The sequence below is a fragment of the Bordetella sputigena genome (assembly GCF_965137885.1).
Taxonomy (GTDB): Bacteria; Pseudomonadota; Gammaproteobacteria; order Burkholderiales; family Burkholderiaceae_B; genus Bordetella_C; species Bordetella_C sputigena.
The window spans coordinates 1-20224 of sequence record NZ_CBCSCA010000007.1 but is presented as its reverse complement, the minus strand read 5'-3'; the positions used below and the strand labels follow the sequence as shown (position 1 = coordinate 20224).

The window sequence follows — 20224 nt, the reverse complement described above, 5'->3', positions numbered from 1 at the left end:
AGACGGAACGGCATGGCGGCAGGGAAAGAATACTGGGGGAAGTCTATCCTTAAAGCGGGCAAAAATCAGCGATGCGGCAGAGCAGCGACCGCCACGCATGAGCAGCACGCCGGCGCGGCCGCGCGCTCATGGCTGCGTGGCCCGTTCGGCGATGTACTGCCGCAGCCAGCCGTGGCCCGGATCTTCCTGGTGCCGTTCGTGCCAGTACAACGATACCGACAGGGCAGGCAGCTTCAGCGGAACGTCCAGCAGCACCAGGCGTGCCGAGCGCTGGACGGCCTTGGCCACACTGCGGGGCACCGTGCAGATCAGGTCCGAGCCGGCCACCACGTAGGGGCCGACCAGATAGCTGGACAGCGTCGCGGTGACCGTGCGCTGGCGCCCCATCGCCCGCAGCATGCGATCGATGGTGCCGCTGAAAAAACCCGTATGCGCGGACAGGTCGACGTGGGGGTATCGCAGATAGGCGTCCAGGTTCCAGCGCCGCCGCAGGCAAGGGTGATCTTCGCGCACGATGCACACGGCGGGTTCTTCGTACAGGAAGCGGGCGCGCAGGCTCTGCGCCGGCTCGGGAAAATAGCCGGCCAGCAGTTCGACGTGATTGGTGTCCAGCATGCTCAATCCATGCTGCAGCCGGGCCGGGATGAGGCGCAGCTGCAGGTGGGGCGCGTCGCGCGCCAGGCCAGGCAGCACGCGCGGCATCAGCGTGAATTGCATGTAGTCGGTCGCGTACAGCGAAAACGTGCGCGCGGTCAGGCGCGGGTCGAAGGCCGCGCGCGGCCCCGTGGCGCGCTGCCAGCGGGCCAGCAGGGGCTGGAATTCCAGGTGCAGCGCCAGCGCCTGCGGCGTCGGCTGCCAATGGCTGGCCTCCCGCACCAGCAGCGGGTCGTTGAACAGCTTGCGCAACCGGCTCAGCGCCGCGCTCATGGCCGGCTGGCTGACGCCGACCTGTTCGGCCGCCCGCGAGATCGACCGGCACGTCATCAGTGCGTCGAAATGGATGAGCAGGTTCAGGTCCGGATATTTCATCGCGCGTCATCATCAATGGCATTGATGTGACTATAAATGGAAATGACTGCCGTCCGCGCCATGCCAGGCCTAGGATTCCCCTGCAACATCTACGAGCCCGGAATTCAGCGGACAGCGAGCCGCGTCCGGGCGTCCATGGACACAAGGGGAATTCACATGAAAGCACGCACCTTACGCCGCTGCCGCGGCATGCTGGCCGGCATGGTCATGGCGCTGTCCAGCGCCGCCGCCATGGCCGCCTGGCCCACCGATAAAGTCGTCCGCCTGGTGGTGCCCTTCGCGGCCGGCGGATCCACCGACCTGATCGCCCGCAAGCTGGCGGAGGGCTTGAGCAAGAACCTGGGCGCCAACGTGATCGTCGAAAACCGTCCGGGCGCCGGCGGCACCGTCGGCACCGACTACGTCGCCCGCCAGCCGGCCGACGGCTACACCATCCTGATGGGTTCGGTCAGCACGCACGGCAGCGCGCCCTGCATCTATCCCAGCCTGCCCTATAACGCCGCCAAGGACTTCACGCCGCTGGCCGTGGTGGCGACCATACCCAACGTCATCGTCATCAACGACAAGAAGGTGTCGGCCCAGGACCTGCAGTCCTTCGTCGCCCTGGCCAAGAAAGACCCCGGCCGCTACACCTACGCGTCCAATGGTCCCGGCACGTCGAACCATCTGGCCTCGGCCTTCTTTACCAACGCCGCCGGTATTTCGATGACCCACGTGCCGTATCGCGGCTCGGGTCCCGCGCTGATCGACCTGCTGGGCGGACAGGTGGACATGATGATGGACGTCATCATGACGTCCTACCCGTACATCAAGGAAGGCAAGCTGCGCGCGCTGGCCGTGACGTCGGCCCAGCGCAGCCCCATGCTGCCCAATGTGCCCACCGTGGCGGAATCCGGCTATCCCGGCTTCGAGGCCATCGTGTGGTTCGGCATGTTCGCGCCGGCCCATCTGCCCGCCGACATCACCACGCGGCTGAGCCAGGCCATCGTCACGGTGCAGAACGGGCCGGAGATGAAGCAGTATCTGGAAAGCACGGGGTCGCAGGTCTCCTCCATCACCGGCGATGCCTTCGCCGCCATGATCAAGGACGACAACGCCAAGTGGTGCAAGGTGGTCCAGCAGGCCAAGATCAAGCTCGACTAGTTCCAGCGATGCGCGGCGCATGCCCTGCGCCGCGCCAGATTGACTCTTTTCAGGAAGACAACGATATGTACCGTATCGGCATAGACGTCGGCGGGACGTTTACCGACTTCACCATGATCGACGAGACCGCCGGGGTGGTGCATTTCCATAAGGTGCCGTCCACGCCCGACGATCCGTCGCGCGCCATCGCCACCGGCATCGCCGGCCTGCTGGAGATGCACGGCGTCGAACCCTCGCAGGTATCGCACGTGGGCCACGGCACCACGGTGGCGACCAATCTGATCATCGAACGCAAGGGCGCCCAGGTGGGCCTGATCACCACGCGCGGTTTTCGCGACGTGCTGGAAATCGGCCGCCAGACCCGCCCGCACCTGTACGACTACGGCGTGGGCAAGCCGCCCGTCGCCGTGCCGCGCCAGTTCCGCATCGAAGTCGCCGAACGCGTGCAGGCCACCGGCGAAGTGCGCGAGCCCCTGGACGAAGCGGCGGTGCGCGACGCGGCGCGCTATTTCAAGCAGCACGGCATCGGCGCGGTCACCATCTGCTTCCTGCATTCCTATCGCAATCCGGTGCATGAACAGCGCGCCCGCGAGATCGTCGCGCAGGAAATGCCGGACGCCTACATCAGCCTTTCCTGCGAAGTGCTGCCCGAATTCCGCGAGTACGAACGCCTGTCGACCACGGTGCTGAACGCCGCGGTCGGGCCGCGCATGGCCGGCTATCTGGAGCGCTTCCTGCAGCGCGTGCGGGAACTGGGCATCCCGCACGAGCCGCACACGGTGCATTCCAATGGCGGGCTGATGTCCATTGCCAGCGTGCGCCAGTTCCCCGTGCGCACCTGCCTGTCCGGCCCCGCCGCCGGCGTGGTGGGCGCGGCCGCGGTCGGACGCGTGATCGGCAGTCCCAACCTGGTCACGTTCGACGTCGGCGGCACCAGCACCGACGTGTCGCTGATCGTCGACGGCAAGCCGCTGTTCACCTCGCATCGCCACGTCGCGGGCTATCCCGTCAAGACGCCCATGGTCGATATCCACGTCATCGGCGCGGGCGGCGGCAGCATCGCGTGGATGGACGACGCCGGGGCGCTCAAGGTCGGTCCGCACAGCGCGGGCGCGGTGCCGGGCCCCGTGGGCTACGGCCGCGGCGGCGTCGAGCCCACCATCACCGATGCCGAGATCGTGCTGCAGCGCCTGAACCCCGTATCGCTGCTGAACGGCCGCATGCCGGTCCACGCCGAAGCCGCGCGCCAGGTCATCCAGGACAAAGTCGCGCGACCGCTGGGGCTGGGCATCGAGGACGCCGCCGAAGGCATCCTGCGCATCGCCACGGCCAATATGAGTCGCGCCATCCGCGCCGTATCCACCGAACGCGGCTACGATCTGTCGCGCTTCGCCCTGTTCGCCTTCGGCGGCGCCGGGCCGCTGCATGCGGTGGAAGTCGCGGAAGAGTGCGGCATCCCGCGCGTCATCGTGCCGCAGGAGCCGGGCACGATGTGCGCGCGCGGCATCCTGCTCAGCGATATTTCCTTCGACTTCGTGCGCAGTGAAATCGCCCTGGCCAATCCGGCGAACTGGACCCGCGTGGCCGCCATCTTCGAGTCGCTGCGCCAGCAGGCCGACGAATGGCTGGCGGCGGAAGGCGTGGCGCCGGATCTGCGCGCCGCGCATTGCGCCATCGATGCACGCTACGAAGGACAGAACTTCGAAGTGCAGGTGCCGCTGGACGACACCGCGCAAAGCGGCTTCCAGGAGTTTCTGGCGCGCTTCGCCCAGGCCCATATGCGTGAATACGGCTACGACGTGGACGATCGCGCCATCCAGATCATCAATTGCCGGGTGCAGGCCACCGGCCAGGTCATCAAGGCCCCCCTGTCGCCGCGCACCGTGCGCGGGACCGTGGCCGAAGCCCGCATCGGCGCGCGCGACACCTGGTTCGGCGCGGCCCACGGCTGGCTGGAAGCGCCCGTGTACGACCGCGGCCGGCTGCCCACCGGCGTGGCCTTCCAGGGCCCCGCGCTGGTAGAGGAAATGAGCTCCACCACCGTGGTCGGCGTCGGCCACCATGCGGTGGTGGACGATTACGGCAACCTGATCATTACCCTGCAAGGCAACGCAAATGGCTGAACCTACCCGCACGGACGATGTGCTGGCCGATCCCATCGGCATGGAAGTCTTCTGCAACCGGCTGCTGTCGATTACGGAAGACATGAACAACACGCTGGTGCGCGCGTCCTTTTCCACCAACATCAAGGAACGCAAGGACTGCTCCGTGGCGCTGTTCGATGCGCTGGGCCGGCTGGTGGCCCAGGGCACGCAGATTCCGCTGCACCTGGGTTCGCTGAACGGCGCCATGCAGGCCATCCTGGAACGCCACCCGGTGGACACCATCCAGGAAGGCGACATCTTCATCTGCAACGATCCCTACCTGGCCAACGGCAGCCACCTGCCGGACATCAACATCGTTACGCCGGTGTTCTGGGAAGGGACGCTGCGCTTCTTCGCGGCGAATATCGCCCACCATTCCGATGTGGGCGGGCCGGTGCCGGGATCCATCGCCGGCGGCTTGAACTCGATCTTTGCCGAAGGCATCCGTATTCCGGTCACCCGCATCGCGCGCGCCGGCCAGATGGATGAGGACCTGCTCAATCTGATCTGCGCCAATACGCGCGATCCGGAAGAGCGCCTGCTGGATCTGCGCGTGCAGATGGCCACGAATCGGCGCGGCGCCGCGGCCATGCAGGGGCTGATCCGGCAGATGGGGCTGCAAGCCGTGCTGGACTCCGTCGACGACGTCATCCGCTATACGCGCCGCCGCCTGCTGAACCGCATCGCGGAACTGAAGCAGGGCAGCTATACCTTCCAATCCGACCTGGACGACGATGGCCTGGGCGGCGATCCGGTGCGCATCCAGGTGACGCTGACCGTGCATCCGGACCGGCTGCATTTCGATTTCACCGGCTCGGGGCGGCAGGCGCGCGGCGCCATGAACCTGCCGGTGAATGCCCTGCGCGCGTCGGTCTATTACGCGGTCAAGGCGCTGCTCGATCCGGACATCGCGCCGAACGCGGGGCTGTTCGAGCCGATCGATATCCATGCGCCGCTGGGCACCATCACCAATCCGGAGCATCCCGCCGCCGTGGGCGCGCGCTCGATCACCGCGCAGAAGGTGGCGGGCGCGATCTTCGGCGCCTTCCGTGGATTGCTGCCGCCGGAAAAAATCATGGCGTCCGGCAACGATTGCTGCCCGGCCATTGTGTTTTCCGGCAAGTGGTCGACGCGGCCCGGGCAGTTCGTGTATCTGGAAACGCTGGGCGGCGGCGCGGGCGCGCGCCATGACAGCGACGGCATGGACGCCATACACGTGCACATGACGAATACGTCCAACCTGCCGGTGGAGGCCCTGGAAAACGAGTATCCGCTGCTGATGGACGAGTATTCGATGATCGCCGATTCCGGCGGCGCGGGGCGTACGCGTGGCGGCTTGGCGATCGCCAAGCAGATCAGCGCGCTGGTGCCCGGCATCGTGTTTTCCGCGCGCTCGGATAGCCATACCGTGGGCGTGGCGACCGGCGTCGATGGCGGCCTGGAAGGGCGCCGCGCGCGCCTGGTGCGCAACCATGGCACGGACCGGCAGGAAGAGTTGTTCTCCAAGACGGCGAATATCGTGCTGGACGCGGGTGAAAACGTGCGCATCGAAACGCCCGGCGGCGGCGGCTACGGCGCGCCGGCGCTGCGCACGCCGGAGCGCGTGCGGCGGGATCTGCTGGACGGCAAGATCAGCGAATCCGCGGCGCGGGACGTCTATGGGGCGGTCGTCAAGCCCTCCTGATCCCTCCGCCGTATCCTCCGCCTGACCATCGCCGGATCCCTCGGCCTGATCCATCAGGCCGGGCGCCCCATGCTACGCCGGTTGCGGCGGGACCGGCGCCTGCGCTAGCCTGGACCGATCGGCCGCGGCCAGCGCGGCCCCGTCAGGAGAGCGCCTCATGTCGACCGCTACGCAAGCTTCCCCCGTCTGGTTCATCACCGGCTGTTCCACCGGCTTCGGCCGCGCCCTGGCGCAAGCCGTCATCGCGCGCGGCTGGCCGGTGGCGGCCACCGCGCGCGACGCTGCGCGTCTGGCCGATCTGGTGCAACAGGCGCCCGATCGCGTCCTGGCCCTGGCCCTGGATGTGACCGACAACGTCGCCATCGACGCGGCCGTGCGCGCGGCGCAGGCCCGCTTCGGCCGCATCGACGTGCTGGTCAATAACGCGGGCTACGGCTATCAATCCACGGTGGAAGAGGGGGTGGAGGCAGAGGTGCGCGCGCAGTTCGACGCCAACGTCTTCGGCCTGTTCGCGCTGACCCGCGCGGTGCTGCCCGGCATGCGCGAGCGGCGGCGTGGGCACATCATCAATATCACGTCGGTGGCGGGGCTGGTCGGCTTCCAGGGCTCGGCCTATTACGCGGCATCCAAGCATGCGGTCGAAGGCTTTTCCGATTCGCTCGCGGCGGAGGTCGCGCCCCTGGGGATAAAGGTCACCTGCGTGGAGCCGGGCCCCTTCCGTACCGATTGGGCGGGCCGCTCGCTGCGGCAGACGCCGACGCGCATCGCCGACTACGCCGATAGCGCCGCCAGGCGCATGGAGGCCACGCGGCAGAATAGCGGCAAGCAGATCGGCGATCCGGATCGCGCCGCGCAGGCGATGATCCATATCACCGAAGTCGACACGGCGCCGCGCCACCTGGTGCTGGGCGCCTTCGGCGTGAAGGCGGTGACGGACAAGCTCAAGGAGCGCCTGGCCCAGATCGAGCAGTGGCGGGATGTGGGGCTGGCCGCGGATTTTCCTGAATAGGTTGGGCGGCGGGCCGCGGCCCGCCGGCATCAATCCACGATGAACAAGGTGGCGCCGGTGGGTGTCGAAGACCGATGCGCCTCGGCGCCATCCGCCACCTGATAGCTCATCCCCGGCCGCAGGGTGTAGCGCCTGCCGTCTTCCAGTTCGGTTTCCAGCACGCCCGCCAGGCACAGCAGGATATGCCCCTTGCTGCACCAGTGATCCGCCAGATAGCCCGCCGTATATTCGACCATCCGCACGCGTATTTCCCCGAACTGCCGCGTACGCCACAGCGCCTTGCCGGTAATGCCGGGATGTTCGGTCGGCTCGATGGTCGACCAGTCAGTGGTGCCGAACGGGATCTCGGAAAGTTTCATCGTCGAATATCGCCAGGGTCGCGCACAGGCGCGTATGCCGGGCATTGTAGAGCCGCCGCCGTCCGCGCCCCGCTTGTGTCAGGGTTTCATTATCGCGGCAGTCGAGTCGCCGCCAATCTGTATCGCAGGTCTACCGTCTCGCGCAGGGCATACATGCGCCCTTGCGCGTCGGCCGCCAGAACGAAGGCCGCCTTGACGAAACTGCGCGACGGATCCACGGCCTTCGCGCCGGGCAGCGGCAGGTTCGCCGTTCCCGTCCAGGTCAGGAACACGGCTACGCTGTACTCGCCGTCCGTCTCGCGCCGGACGCGGAACTCGGTGGCGGCGGGCGGCGTCGTTGGACATCCCACGCGCGATCCGTCCGGCAGATGCAGCAGCAAGCGTTCCGGTCCCGCCGCGATCGCCGCCGTATAGGCCTTCGGTATGCCGCGATGCAGGCATTGCAGCAGCGCGGGCATGGCGCCGCCGCTCAGTTCCCGCAAGGCGTGCATCGCCGCGCCTACCGCGGCGAATCTGGCGTCCTTGTCCAGGCGTACGGAAAAACCCGGGCTGCACACCGTTATGCCCTGGGCATTGACGCCTTCCACCGCCAAGGCCATGCCGGGACCGCCGAGCATGTCGTGCTCGAAGCGCTGGTCCACCAGGAACCAGGCGGACTCGCCATCCGCCGCGTAAAGCCTGATCGAGCGCGCCGGTCCCGCATGGCCGCCACGCTCGCCACTTCTGCCGGGATCGCCGCCCAAGCCATGAGGCAGATGCTCCCATCCGGCCTCATCGGGGTCATCCGCATTGTCCGCCTCATCGGCATCATCGGCATCATCAGCATCATCGGCGCCGAGGTCGCCGATGGCGGCCTTCAATCGGGCTTCCACCGCCGCATGTGTCGCACGGCTTATGCAGGGGCGCGCAAGGAAGTTCCCGGCCTCCCACTCGATGCCATACTCCCCGGCCAGCACCGCGCGCAGCGCGTCGTCATCCGATTTGTCCGGTGCGTCGTCCGTCTCGCCCTGCCGGCAAAGGGCGTCATGCAGACTGTGTTCCAGCCGGCGCGCGATGGTCAGCCGCGCGGCGCAGCGGTCCAGCCGCAGCGCTTCATCGCGCGGTTGACGCGAGATCCAGTCCGCCAGCGCGTACAAGGGCTCGAACAGGGTAGCGCCCGTAAGCCCCAGGCGCTGCATCGACTGCCGTTCCACAGGGACCGCCGCGCGGGCTATGGCGCGCTCCACCACGTCGGCAACCAGCGCGTCGTTGGCATCGGCGGAGGTTTCCTCGCCCATGGCCACGCGCCGCTCATTCAGGCGCACAAGGACGTCGGCGACGTCGCGCAGCCGGGCATGGACGTCGGCCAGGCTCGCGCCGCCATCCGCCAGGGAGGCCAGCAGCGCATCCATTGCCTGGTCGGCGCGCGCCGGTATCCCGGAACGCAATGCGATCGCCGACTTCAATGCGTTCCTGTCCAGCAGCGTCCCGTAGGGCGACAGCTTGGACGCCGCTTGCCGCAGCGCGCCCAGTTCGGCATCGGACAGGCCGCGCAAGGCCTTGCCGTTTTCCTTGTCCCCGCGACCGCCGGGCAGCAGTGAGCGCATGCGGTCGAGCAGTTGCCGCAGCGAATCGTCCAGCGTCGCCGGCATATCGATACTGAAGGCCCGCAGCGTCGCGTTCAGCTCCTGCAAGGCATCCACCAGCGCGCCGAGCCGACTGACGGCCACGGTCCGGTCGCGTACGGCGATGGCTTCGTGCAGGGCGGCGAGCGCGGCCTCGACCGACCGGCGGTCGGTGTCCAGCATATCTTCCTGCACGGAATTGATGAGCGCGGTCACCGACGTGTCCATCGCCGTCAGTCCCGGGGAGTCGGCCAGCGACGACTTGATCGACGACAGCTCGCGCGCGCGCAATGCCCGCAGGCCCTGGCCGCGCCAGCTTTCGGGCAGATGACGTAGCACCTGCAGCAATACGTCCGTGCGTACGCTGGCGCGCAGCAGATTGGCGTTATGCAGCTTCCCGGTCAGCACGATGGCGGCATTGTCCAGCTGGCCATACACGGCGCGCATGGCTTCGCCGAGCCGGCCAGGATCGACGACGCTGTCGACCACGTGCGCGGTGCGCACCGCCACCAGGCGCTTGCGGCCGTCCAGCTGCAGTTGCACGGCCGCGCGCCAGGTCGCCAGCGCCTCGCCTTCGCAGACTTCAAGAAAGGCGAGCGCCGCGCGCAGCCGCGGCGCCTCGGCGCCGTAGTGCTCGTCGCGCACCGAGAGCTCGGGCCAGGCTTGCGCGGCCAGTTGCCCAAGTTCGTCGTCTGTCAGGATGTCCAGGGTATGCGACAGAATCCGCGCGGGAGATCGCGATGCCGAAGACAACCAGAGCCCTATCCCGTGCAGTTGCTCCAGCGTTTCGCGCACCTTGTGCGCGGCGTCGCGGCTATGCTCGCTTATAACGAGCAGGCGTCCGAGCAGGGGCGTGCCTATCCGTTCGGCCAGCGCCTCGGCCAGCGCCTGTTCCAGCGCGTCCAGCATGTGAGCGGCGACGTCGCGCAGGCTGGCGCTCTGGCGATCGGCCAGCGCCCGCGTCACCGGCCGCGGCGCCACCAGGTCGTTGTACAGCTGGGACAGCTCTTCCGGTTCCTTGATCGCGGCAAGGCAGTGGCGCAGTATCGCCATCATCGCGGATTGCGCGATCTCCTGGCCGGACGGCCGGGCCGCCGCGCAGGCCTCGCCCAGCAGCCTCGCGCCCTGATGCGGACGCAGTTCGTCGATCTCGCGCCGCTTCCATTGGTCGATGAAGCGGTGCATGGACACGGTCAGCCGCGCCTCGGCCCGCTCTATCCGCATGGCGGCGCGCTTTTGCCTGCCGGCCAGGAAGTACCGTACGGTGTAGCTCAGCCCGCCGCTGCCCGCCTGCGTCGACATGCCCGGCCGGCGCGCGTCCGATGCGCGGCGCGGACGGCCGGCGCGCACCCGGGCCGGCAGGGTGGCTGCATTGCGATTGATTTCGAATGGGGCGTCGGGGCCGGTCAGGCGGTCGGGCAGCGTGCCGCTGCAGCCGTGGATGGGCATGGGGTGCTGCTCCGGAAGGTCGGTACTTCCGGCGCCGTCCGGCTGGACGGTCAGCGGGAAGCCGGACAAGGATGGGCAGGCCTGATGGAATCTTCGGCCCACGCTTAGGCGACGTGCGTGGGTGTCGCCAGGCGGGCGGGTGTTCCTGCGCCGGCCGTACGCGTTGCCTCCAGGGCCCTATGCGCCCGCGCCCATGCACCCCCTGCGCACTGCACCGGTACACCGCGCCTCTCAATGCGCGTCGGCCGACGGCGCCTTGGGCGGCCGCACCTTGCGCATCAAGGGCACCAGCGCGGTAGCGAAGACGAAGCAGATCATGATCGCCAGAAAGGCGTCCGAATAGGCCAGCGTCTGGGCTTCCCGATATGCCAGCGACCACAGCCGCGCCAGTCCCGCCGTGGCGGGATCGACGGCCCAGTCGGTGGCCTGCGCCGTCATGCGGGCCAACACTTCGTTCATGGCCTCGTTGCTGGTGTTCAGATGCTCGGCCATGCGATAGAAATGCAGGTTCGTGCGATCGTTCAGGATCGTCGCGCACACCGCGATACCGATCGCGCCGCCCAGATTCCGCATCAGGTTGAACAAGCCCGAGGCCAGCTTCAGCCGCGCCGGCGGCAGGCTGCCCAGCGTCAGCGTGACGGTCGGCGCCACCGCGAACTGTTGCGCCATGCCGCGAAAGGCCTGCGGCAGCAGCAGCTCCGCCGAACCCCAGTCGTGCGTGATGGGCACGAAATTCCACATGGAAAACGCAAAGCAGGCCAGCCCGGCCATCAGCAGCCAGCGCAGATCGACGCGGTTGGCCAGCATCGTGTACAGCGGGATCGACAGGATCTGGAAGACCCCGGTCGAGAAGATGGCCGTGCCGATCTGCAGCGCGCTGTAGCCCCGCACGTGGCCCAGGAACAGCGGCGTCAGATAGATGGTGGCGAAGATGCCCACGCCGGTGGTGAAAGAGAACACGCAACCCAGCGCGAAATTGCGATCCTTCAATGCGCGCAGGTCGACGATGGGCTGCGCATAGGTCAACGTGCGCCAGATGAAGGCGATGCCGGCCAGGCCCGACACCCAGGCCGTGGTCAGGATGGTCGTATCGTCCAGCCAATCCCAGCGCGGGCCTTCCTCCAGCGTGTACTCCAGGCAGCCCAGGAACAGGGCCAGCAACGCCATGCCGGGATAGTCCGCGCCGCGCAGCAGCGACGGTTCGGGCCTGTCGATGCGCACGAACAGCGGCACCATGACGGTCACGAAGATGCCCGGCGCCAGGTTCACAAAGAACAGCCAATGCCAGGAGTAGTTGTCCGTGATCCAGCCGCCCACCGTCGGTCCGAGCGTGGGCGCCAGCGAGGCCAGCCCGCCCACCGTGGCGGCGGCCAGCACGCGTTGCGGCCCGGCGAAGAAAGCGAACGCCGTGGTGAATACCAGCGGGATCATCGATCCGCCCAGAAAGCCCTGCAAAGCCCGGAACGCGATCATGCTCTGGATGTTCCAGGCCCAGCCGCACAGCAGGCTGGCCACCGTGAAGCCCGCGGCGGACGCGGCGAACAGCCAGCGCGTCGACATAACCCGGGCCAGCCAGCCGGACAGCGGGATGACGATGATCTCGGCGATCAGGTAGGCGGTCTGCACCCACACTGTTTCGTCCACGCCCGCGGACAGCCCGCCGCCGATGTCCTTCAGCGATGCCGATACGATCTGGATGTCCAGCAGCGCGATGAACATGCCCACGCACATGGTCGAAAAAGCGAAGACTTTTTCGCCGACGGACATGTCGGTCGGCGAGCGCAGGCCGCCGCCCGGCGCGGCCGCAGCCGGCGTGGACTCGCCCGGCGTGGACTCGCCCGGCGTGGATTCGCCCGGCGTGGACACGCCCGGCGTAGCTGCGCCTGCGCGGGCAGCGCCCGACCTGGAGACGTGCGCCGGATCCTGGCCGGTCGTGGCGACGTCGCGCGCGGCCGGCTCACGCGCGGGCAGGCGGGCGCCGGCGCCGGCGCTCACGGCCGCGTCCGTTCGTCGACTTCCGCCCGTACCGACAGGCCCGGACGCAGCAGCCCGAGCCGCGCGTCGGCCTCGTCCAGCACGATGCGCACGGGCACGCGCTGCACGATCTTGGTGAAGTTGCCCGTGGCGTTCTCCGGCGGCAGCACGCTGAATTGCGCGCCCGTGGCCGGCGCCAGGCTGGCGACCTTGCCATGGAAGACACGGTCCGGCACGACGTCGGCAACGATGGTGACGCGCTGGCCGGGCGCCATGCGGGCCAGCTGGCTTTCCTTGAAATTCGCATCCACCCACAGTCCCGCCGCCGGCACCAGCGACAACAGCTGCGTGCCGGCCGGCGCGTAGGCGCCCTGGCGGGCGCGGCGATTGCCCACGGTGCCATCCACGGGGGCGCGCACCTCGGTATAGCCGAGGTTCAGGCGCGCCTGCTCGCGGTCCGCCACGGCTTGCGCCATCGCCGCGCGCGCCTGGCCCTTTTGCGTATCGATGACGTCCAGTTCGCGCCGCGCCGCGACCAGCGCGGCTTCGGCTTTCTGCTGATTGGCCGCCGCCTGCTTGTAGTCGGCGTCGGCCTTTTGCCAGCTCTGCACCGACGCCGCCGCGCTGTTGGACAGCGTCTTGTAGCGGGCCTGGTCCTGGCGCGCGCGCACGGTTTCCGCCGCGGCGGCGGCGACGCTGGCGCGTGCCTGCAGGATCATGGCTTCCTGCAAGTGCCGATTGGCGTCCAGATTCGCCAGCAGGGCCTGCTCGGCCGCCACGGTGCCTTCAGCCTTTTCCAGGGCCGCTCGATAGTCACGATCATCCAGCCTGACCAGCAGATCGCCGGCGCGCACGGCCTGGTTGTCGCCCGCCGCCACTTGGGCGATATAGCCCGGCACCTTGGTGCCCAGCACGGTGATGTCGCCGCCCACGTAGGCATCGTCGGTCTCCTGGACGTAGCGGCCTTCGGTCCACCAGTGGTGGCCGTACCAGGCGGCGCCCACCGCCGCCAGCAGGGCGACGCCCGCGTAGAGGTGCTGGCGGCCTGCCTTGCGTTTGGCGGGCAAGGCGGAAACGGGAGTCACGGGAGGCGCGGTCGCCCCGGCGGTGGTGGACATGACGATCTCTGCGTAGCGATGTGTTGCTGGAATTGCGCCGTGGAAGGCAGTCACGCGGCCCGCTCAGCCGTCGGCGGCCTTGCCCGATCGCGCGGTCGCGAGCGCCGTCCGGGCCGCGCGCGCGGCGCCATCGTCATACCCATCCGGATCGAACCGTTCGTCCGGCGCCAGGCCTTGCCGCTTGCGCGCCGCGAATTCCATCCGATACCGCGCGCGCGGCGTCGCCGCGGGGCCGGGCACGATGGTGTATTCGCCCGGGCCCAGGGTCCGGCCGTTGGAGGTATCGACCAGCCGCTGTTCCACCGGCGCGCCGGTGTCGCGCGCCACCAGCATCATGGCGGGGCCTTCCGGCGAAAAGTGACGGGTGCCCCAGGCCATCATGGCCACCATCACGGGCCGGAAGTCATGGGCGATCGCGGTCGGCACGTATTCGTATCGCGTGGGATGCCGCGAGTAGACCCGCTTTTCCAGCAGGCCGGCGCTGACCAGCTCTTCCAGCCGCCGCGTCAGGATATTGGGCGCGATGTCCAGGCTCCTGCGGAACTCGTCGAAGCGCGTCATGCCCTGGAAGGCATCGCGCAGGATCAGCATGGTCCAGCGTTCTCCCACGCGCGCAAGGCTGCGGGCGATGGGGCAGGGCATGGTGGCGAAATCGGTCGGTTGCATAGGGTGTCACTTGCAAAGTGAAAGTGATGTTAGCCGAGCAACTTGCATTTTGCAAGTTGCTCGCCGTTCGGACCGCGGCGCGGTGGGCGCCAAAAAAATGGCCCGCTTGTGCGGGCCGTGGGGGCAGGGGGGAGGCGCGCCTAGTCGCGGAAATTCTGGAACTGCAAGGGCAGGTCGACGTCCGTCTTGCGCAGCAGCGCGATCACCGTCTGTAGATCGTCCCGCTTCTTGCCCGTAACGCGCAGCTTGTCGCCGTTGATCTGGGTTTCCACCTTCAGCTTGGCGTCCTTGATGGCGGCGATCAGTTTCTTGGCGATGGGCTGCTCTATCCCCTGCTTGATGGTGACCTTCTGGCGCGCCCCGCCCAGGTTCACCACCGGGTCGGCGGCGTCCATGCTGCGTGGATCGATCCCACGCGCCGTCAGGCGGCCGCGCAGGATATCCAGCATCTGCTTGAGCTGGAAGGCCGATGGCGCGCTCTGCGTCACGACGAACTCCTCCAGCTCGAATTTGGCATCGGTGCCCTTGAAGTCGAAGCGCGTCGCCAGTTCCCGGTTGGCCTGGTCGACGGCATTGCTCAACTCGTGCTTGTCCACTTCGGAAACGACGTCGAAAGAAGGCATGGTGCGGTCCTCTGTAAATATCCGGAGGCGATTTTCCCATGGCCGACGGCCGCGGGGAAAGCCGCTATGCTATGGGACCCGGCGGCGCACGCGGCCGCGCGGCACGGTTCGCCTCCCTGCGCACGCCGGCGGCTGATGTCCCGGCCACGCCTCGAACCGACGCCCTGTCCACGACGCCCCACTCACATCGCCATGAGCGCCCCCCATTACGCCGCCCCCGCCCGACCCGTCAGTCACGTCACCACGCGCCAGCGCACGCAGCGCCTGATCGCGCTGGTGGAGGCCGCCAAAGGGGTGGGTGCGCTGGCGGCCAGTATCGGTTTGCTGGGCCTGCTGCATCACGATCTGCGCCACATCGTCAGCGTGCTGATCGGGCATTTCGGTCTGGATCCCGGCGGCCACTATCCCGGCGAGCTGCTGCGCTACGCGACGATTCTGCAGGACACCAGCCTGCGTACGCTGGTGGGACTGGCCGCGGCCTACGTCATCCTGCGGCTGGTGGAAGCCTATGGCCTGTGGCGCGACCGCGCCTGGGGAGAATGGCTGGGCGCGCTGTCCGGCGCGATCTATGTGCCGTTCGAAGTGCGGCATCTGCTGCACCGGCCCAGCGTGCTGGCGGCCGCCGTGGTGCTGTTCAATGTCGGCATCGTGGCTTTCCTGGCGTGGCAGCTGTGGCACCGGCGGGAAGCGGCGCCGGCAATGCGCGGCTGAAGCGGCCGTGCCTTACCGGCCGTGCCTGACCGGCCGTGTCTCACCGGCCGTTCCCGAACCAGCCGTGCCCCCGGCGCGCCTGGCCGGCCGCCCTCAGTGCGCCGGCCCGCGCACCGTCACGCGCTGGCCCCATTCCATCGCTGTCTTCACCAGCATGGTCAGCAGCGCCATGCAGGCCAGCAAGGCCGCGGCCGTGAACGCCGCCACGGTTTTGTAATCGTCGTTCAGCTGCTCGATCAGCAGGGGCAGCGTCACCGTCTTGCCGCGGATGGCGCCCGACACCACCGAGACCGCGCCGAACTCGCCCACCGCGCGCGCGTTGGTGATGATGGTGCCGTACAGCAGCGCCCACTTGATATTCGGCAGCGTGATACGCCGGAATATCTGCCAACCGCTGGCGCCCAGCGTCAGCGCGGCGTATTCCTCGTCCGAGCCCTGCGCCTGCATCAGCGGGATCAGGATGCGCGCCACGAAGGGCGAGGTCACGAACACGGTGACCATCACGATGCCCGGCCAGGCGAACATCAGCTGGATATCGTGCTGGCCCAGCCAACCGCCCACCACGCTCTCCATCCCGTACACGACCAGATAGCACAGCCCCGCCACCACCGGCGACGTGGCGTACGGAATATCCACCAGCGTCGTCAGCAACTGCTTGCCGCGGAAATCGTAGCGGGTGACGCACCACGCCAGCAGAATGCCGAACACCACATTGATCGGCACGGTCAGCACGGCGGCCAGCAGCGTCAGCCCGATCGCATGGCGCATTTCTTCGTCGCGCAGATTGTCGAACAGCGCCTGCCAGCCGGCCGACAGCGCCTGCTGGAAAATCAAGGCCAGGGGCAGCACCAGCAGCATGACGGCGCCGGCGACCCCGATGGCGATCAGCGCCCACTGGCGCCAGTTGCTCGGTGTTTTACGCATCAGATACCGCCCTTTTTCCAGTTTCCGCCATGCGCCCTGCTCCCGTCATGGTCAGCGCCCCGGCCGCTGCCAGGGCAGCAGGCGCCCCTGCAGCACATGCAGTCCGAACAGCAACAACAGCGACGCGGCCAGCACCACGGTCGCGATGGCCGAAGCCGCCGGATAATCGAATTCCGACACGCGCACGAAGATCATCAGCGAGGTGATCTCGGTCTTGAAGGGGATGTTGCCGGCGATCATCACCACCGCGCCGAACTCGCCCAGGCTGCGGATGAAAGCCTGCGACGCGCCGGTGAACAGGGCGGGCGTCAGGGCGGGCAGCAGCACGCGCCACAGCGTCTGGCGGTCATTGGCGCCCAGCGTATGCGCCGCTTCTTCATATTCCGGCCCGATCTCTTCCAGCACCGGCTGCACCGAGCGCACCACGAAGGGCAGGCTGGTGAAGATCATGGCCGACACCAGTCCCGGAAAAGCGTAGGAGATCTTGATGCCCGCCTGGGCGAACCACTGGCCAATCCAGCCGTTCGGACCCAGCAGCACCGACAGCGTCAGGCCCGCAACCGCCGTCGGCAGCGCGAAGGGCAGGTCGACCAGGGAATCCAGGAACAGGCGGCCCGGGAAGCGGTAGCGCACCAGGATCCAGGCCAGCAGCAAGCCGAACAGCACCACCACGATTGTGGACAGCAGCGCGCCCAGCAGGGTGACGCGATAGCTGGCCAGCACGCGCGGATCGGTAATGGCCTGCCAGTACTGCGACGTGGTCATGTCGCTGGTATAGGCCAGCAGCGCCGCGATGGGAAACAGGATCACCAGCGAGATGAACAGGCTGCTGACGCCAAAACTCAGTCCAAAGCCTGGCAGCGTGGGATGTTGTTTGAAGAAGCTCGCCATACCCGTCATGGAAAAGCCGCGCGGCCGCTTGTCGCGGCCGCCCGGCACTGAAGCGCTTGTGGTCGTGGGCCCTTCGGCCCCTTGCGCCCTCGGCGCGGGCACATAGGGCCAGGCCGTCAGTGCAAACCCGGCAGTCTACGCCAAGTTCGTCCGCCGATCAGGACTTGCCGGCCAGCAGCTGATCCAGCACGCCGCCGTTCTTGAAGTGCGTTTCCTGGATCTCGTCCCAGCTGCCCAGCTTCTGCGGATCGAGCAGCTCCACCTTGGGATAGCGGCTGGCATTGGCCTTGATCACGTCGGGATCGCGCACGCGATAGTTGAAGCTGGCCAGCAGGTTCTGGATCTCCGGCGAATATTGGTATTGCAGATAGGCTTCGGCGAGCTTGCGCGTGCCCTTGGCGTCGACCACCTTGTCGACCACCGCCACCGGAAACTCGGCCAGCACGCTGACCGGCGGAACCACCACCTCCAGGCCCAGCGGCTTGAATTCCTCGCTGGCGGCGATGTTGCGCACTTCCGATTCGAAGGTCAGCACGGCGTCGCCCTGGTTGTTCTGGGCAAAGGCCACCGTGGCGCCACGGCCGCCGGTGGGGAAGCTTTCGACGTTGTGCAGCAGCTTGCCGACGAAGGCGCGCGTCTTGGCCTCATCGCCATTGAACTTCTGCTGCGCGTACAGCCAGGCGGCCAGATAGGTGTAGCGGGCATTGCCCGACGTCTTGGGATTGGGGAACACCACCTTGACGTCGTCGCGCACCAGGTCATCCCAGCTCTGGATGTGCTTGGGATTGCCCTTGCGCACCAGGAAGGCGATGGTGCTGTAGTAAGGCGAGCTATTGCCCGGGTACTTCTTCTGCCAATCCTTGGCGACCAGCCCGCGCTTGGCCAGGATGTCCACGTCCGGCACTTGGTTGAAGGTGACGGTGTCGGCTTTCAGGCCCTGCAGGATGGCTTGCGCCTGCCGCGACGTGCCGCCGAAGGACTGCTCGACCGTCACGGTTTCGCCGGTCTTTTCTTTCCAGTACGCGATGAATTTGGGGTTGATCGCGGTGAAGAGCTCGCGCGCGACGTCATAGGAGGAATTCAGCAGGGTCTGCTGGGCCGACGCGGCGCCCGCGCCCATCAGCAGGGCGGCGGCGATCGACGTGGCGAATAGGCGCTTGATCAAGTAAGGGCTCCACGGGAAAACGGTGGCGTTCAACGTGAACGGCCGACGCATCATGCCGGTGCCGCTTATTTACTCAAACGAATTAATTTCGTTTTATATATTTTCAGGAGTTATAAGGCGCCGTCGTGCGGCCGCGCGCCAGGCGGGAGATGGGCTCGTATGAGCGAGCCCGCGACCGAGTCGGTCGGGGGAATGTCGGGCAGGCGGTCGCCGGGGCCGTACCACTGCGCGTCGACGATTTCCTTGCCGTCCACGCGGATGTCGCCGCCGTCGTACTCGGCCGTGAAAGCCAGCATCAGCGAATGCGGGAAAGGCCAGGACTGGCTCTTGAAGTATTTAAGATCGCGTACGCGCAGGCCGACTTCTTCCTCGACCTCCCGGTGCACGGTGGCTTCCAGCGATTCGCCGGCTTCGACGAAACCGGCCAGGGCGCTGTAGCGGCCGGCCACGAAGTTGGCATTGCGCGCCAGCAGGATGCTGTCGCCCTTGCGGATCAGCACCATCATGGCCGGTGAAATGCGCGGATAGGCCGACAGGCCGCAGTTCGGGCATTTCATGCAGAACTCGTGGGGCACCCGCACCGTGGGCGTGCCGCAGTGACCGCAATAGCGGTGCGTACGCGCCCATTCGGCGATCTGGAAAGCCCGGCCGGCCACCGCCGAGACATGCTCGCCCAGCAGCGGGAACATCTCGCGCAGCCGCTTGAAAACATAGCCGGCCGGCGGCGCCGAGTCGCGCGCCAGAGCCGCGCTTACGCAGGCCTGGCCCAGGTGTTCGCCGATGGCCTGCCATTCGATGTCCGTGGCCCAGTCATGGCCGTGCAGATCGTCGCCCGGCAGCGCCAGATCCTCGGCCCGCACCAGCAGTTCGCTGCCCCGGAACACGAAAACCCGTCCGGACATCGTGACGACCGTGCCGGCGATGCTGGAAGAAGATGATGCGGAGTTGTCGGCCATGGTCAGCCCGCGGCCAGCGCCTTTTCGATTTCCGCGTGGAATTCCTTGGGATCGTAGTCGCCCAGGTAACGCTTGATGATCCTGCCCTGCTTGTCGATCAGAAAGGCAGTGGGAGTCAGCCGCACGTCACCGAAGGCTTGCGCCGCCTTGCCCTGCGTGTCCAGCGCCACCGTGAACGGCAGCTTGCGGGTCTGGGTGTAGTTCAGCACGTAGTTGGGCGGGTCGTACTGCATGGCCACCGCCACCGTCTGGAATCCCTTGGACTCATAGCGGTTGTAATCGGCGATCGTGTCGGGCATCTGCTTGATACAGGTGACGCAGTCGGTCGCCCAGAACTTGACCAGCACCACCTTGCCGCGCAGGTCCTGCATCGACACCTTGCGGCCGTCGATGGACGCGAAGGTGACGTCCGGCGCCGCCTGCGCCGGCCGCAGCACAAACCAGCCCGCGATCCCCGCAAGCACCACCACCATGACCGCGACAACGAGCTTTTTCATACCATCTTCCTTGACGCATCAACCCGCTCTAACCCGATCCCGCACTACCCGCCCGGCCACCGCCGACGCCCGCCAGCACCGCCCGACCCCGATGCCGCCCNACCCNGGACGCCGCGGATCCGGGNGGCCGGCNGGCACTCCGCCGGTCCGCNGGTNNCGCCCTCTTTTGAGGGGGAAGCGCGTAGCGCTTCGGGGGTGGGCCTTCCCTCCGGTCCGCTGGCGTCGCCCCCTTNAGGGGGAAGCGCGCCAGCGCTTCGGGGGTGGGGCCTACCCTGGGG

At 67.5% G+C, this 20224-nt stretch carries 17 protein-coding genes; 5 read left to right on the top strand and 12 right to left on the bottom strand.

Annotation, left to right across the window (positions count from 1 at the left end; translation table 11 throughout):
* Positions 1-126 precede the first annotated feature (126 nt).
* The gene (locus tag ACNA0R_RS14815; protein ID WP_415826786.1) at positions 127-1029 is read right to left on the bottom strand and encodes a LysR family transcriptional regulator; all 903 of its coding nucleotides are present in this window, start codon (positions 1027-1029) and stop codon (positions 127-129) included.
* Between the two features lie 156 nt (positions 1030-1185).
* Between ACNA0R_RS14815 and ACNA0R_RS14810 the strand changes: the two genes are divergently transcribed.
* The 4 genes from ACNA0R_RS14810 to ACNA0R_RS14795 all read left to right on the top strand — a co-directional run bounded on the left by ACNA0R_RS14810 (position 1186) and on the right by ACNA0R_RS14795 (position 7009).
* Positions 1186-2172 (top strand): Bug family tripartite tricarboxylate transporter substrate binding protein, encoded by a 987-nt coding sequence (locus tag ACNA0R_RS14810; protein WP_415826785.1) that lies wholly within the window; start codon positions 1186-1188, stop codon positions 2170-2172.
* Between the two features lie 65 nt (positions 2173-2237).
* Entirely contained in the window at positions 2238-4295 is a 2058-nt protein-coding gene (locus ACNA0R_RS14805; RefSeq protein ID WP_415826784.1) for a hydantoinase/oxoprolinase family protein, read from the top strand.
* Positions 4288-6000, top strand: coding sequence for a hydantoinase B/oxoprolinase family protein (locus ACNA0R_RS14800; protein WP_415826783.1), 1713 nt, complete (start codon positions 4288-4290; stop codon positions 5998-6000). Before ACNA0R_RS14805 ends, ACNA0R_RS14800 begins: the two co-directional genes overlap by 8 nt.
* Before the next feature lie 157 nt (positions 6001-6157).
* On the top strand, positions 6158-7009 hold the full coding sequence (locus ACNA0R_RS14795) for an oxidoreductase (RefSeq protein ID WP_415826782.1): 852 nt from the start codon (positions 6158-6160) through the stop codon (positions 7007-7009).
* Positions 7010-7038: 29 nt separating this feature from the next.
* Here the strand turns inward: ACNA0R_RS14795 and ACNA0R_RS14790 are convergent, their stop codons facing one another.
* The 6 genes from ACNA0R_RS14790 to ACNA0R_RS14765 form a co-directional block, all read right to left on the bottom strand.
* A complete protein-coding gene (locus ACNA0R_RS14790; RefSeq protein ID WP_415826781.1) occupies positions 7039-7368 on the bottom strand; it encodes a DHCW motif cupin fold protein in 330 nt (109 codons plus the stop codon).
* A gap of 89 nt (positions 7369-7457) precedes the next feature.
* A complete protein-coding gene (locus ACNA0R_RS14785) occupies positions 7458-10421 on the bottom strand; it encodes a hypothetical protein (protein ID WP_415826780.1) in 2964 nt (987 codons plus the stop codon).
* Between the two features lie 231 nt (positions 10422-10652).
* On the bottom strand, positions 10653-12188 hold the full coding sequence (locus tag ACNA0R_RS14780) for a DHA2 family efflux MFS transporter permease subunit (RefSeq protein WP_415827047.1): 1536 nt from the start codon (positions 12186-12188) through the stop codon (positions 10653-10655).
* A gap of 224 nt (positions 12189-12412) precedes the next feature.
* On the bottom strand, positions 12413-13513 hold the full coding sequence (locus ACNA0R_RS14775) for an HlyD family secretion protein (protein WP_415826779.1): 1101 nt from the start codon (positions 13511-13513) through the stop codon (positions 12413-12415).
* A 63-nt stretch (positions 13514-13576) separates the two neighbouring features.
* On the bottom strand, positions 13577-14179 hold the full coding sequence (locus tag ACNA0R_RS14770; protein ID WP_415826778.1) for a winged helix-turn-helix transcriptional regulator: 603 nt from the start codon (positions 14177-14179) through the stop codon (positions 13577-13579).
* 140 nt (positions 14180-14319) lie between these two features.
* Entirely contained in the window at positions 14320-14802 is a 483-nt protein-coding gene (locus ACNA0R_RS14765; RefSeq protein ID WP_415826777.1) for a YajQ family cyclic di-GMP-binding protein, read from the bottom strand.
* Between the two features lie 192 nt (positions 14803-14994).
* Here ACNA0R_RS14765 and ACNA0R_RS14760 point away from each other — a divergent pair, with 192 nt between their 5' ends.
* The gene (locus ACNA0R_RS14760) at positions 14995-15513 is read left to right on the top strand and encodes a DUF2127 domain-containing protein (protein ID WP_415826776.1); all 519 of its coding nucleotides are present in this window, start codon (positions 14995-14997) and stop codon (positions 15511-15513) included.
* 93 nt (positions 15514-15606) lie between these two features.
* Here ACNA0R_RS14760 and cysW read toward each other — a convergent pair whose 3' ends face one another.
* The 5 genes from cysW to ACNA0R_RS14735 form a co-directional block, all read right to left on the bottom strand.
* The gene (gene cysW, locus ACNA0R_RS14755) at positions 15607-16437 is read right to left on the bottom strand and encodes a sulfate ABC transporter permease subunit CysW (RefSeq protein ID WP_415826775.1); all 831 of its coding nucleotides are present in this window, start codon (positions 16435-16437) and stop codon (positions 15607-15609) included.
* A gap of 51 nt (positions 16438-16488) precedes the next feature.
* Positions 16489-17337, bottom strand: coding sequence for a sulfate ABC transporter permease subunit CysT (gene cysT / locus ACNA0R_RS14750; protein ID WP_415826774.1), 849 nt, complete (start codon positions 17335-17337; stop codon positions 16489-16491).
* Positions 17338-17485: 148 nt separating this feature from the next.
* Positions 17486-18493 carry a thiosulfate ABC transporter substrate-binding protein CysP gene (gene cysP / locus ACNA0R_RS14745; protein ID WP_415826773.1) on the bottom strand — a complete coding sequence of 336 codons (1008 nt, stop codon included), beginning with the start codon at positions 18491-18493 and terminating at the stop codon, positions 17486-17488.
* A 110-nt stretch (positions 18494-18603) separates the two neighbouring features.
* The gene (nudC, locus tag ACNA0R_RS14740) at positions 18604-19395 is read right to left on the bottom strand and encodes an NAD(+) diphosphatase (protein WP_415827046.1); all 792 of its coding nucleotides are present in this window, start codon (positions 19393-19395) and stop codon (positions 18604-18606) included.
* Positions 19396-19451: 56 nt separating this feature from the next.
* Positions 19452-19946, bottom strand: coding sequence for a peroxiredoxin family protein (locus ACNA0R_RS14735; RefSeq protein WP_415826772.1), 495 nt, complete (start codon positions 19944-19946; stop codon positions 19452-19454).
* Positions 19947-20224 lie beyond the last annotated feature (278 nt).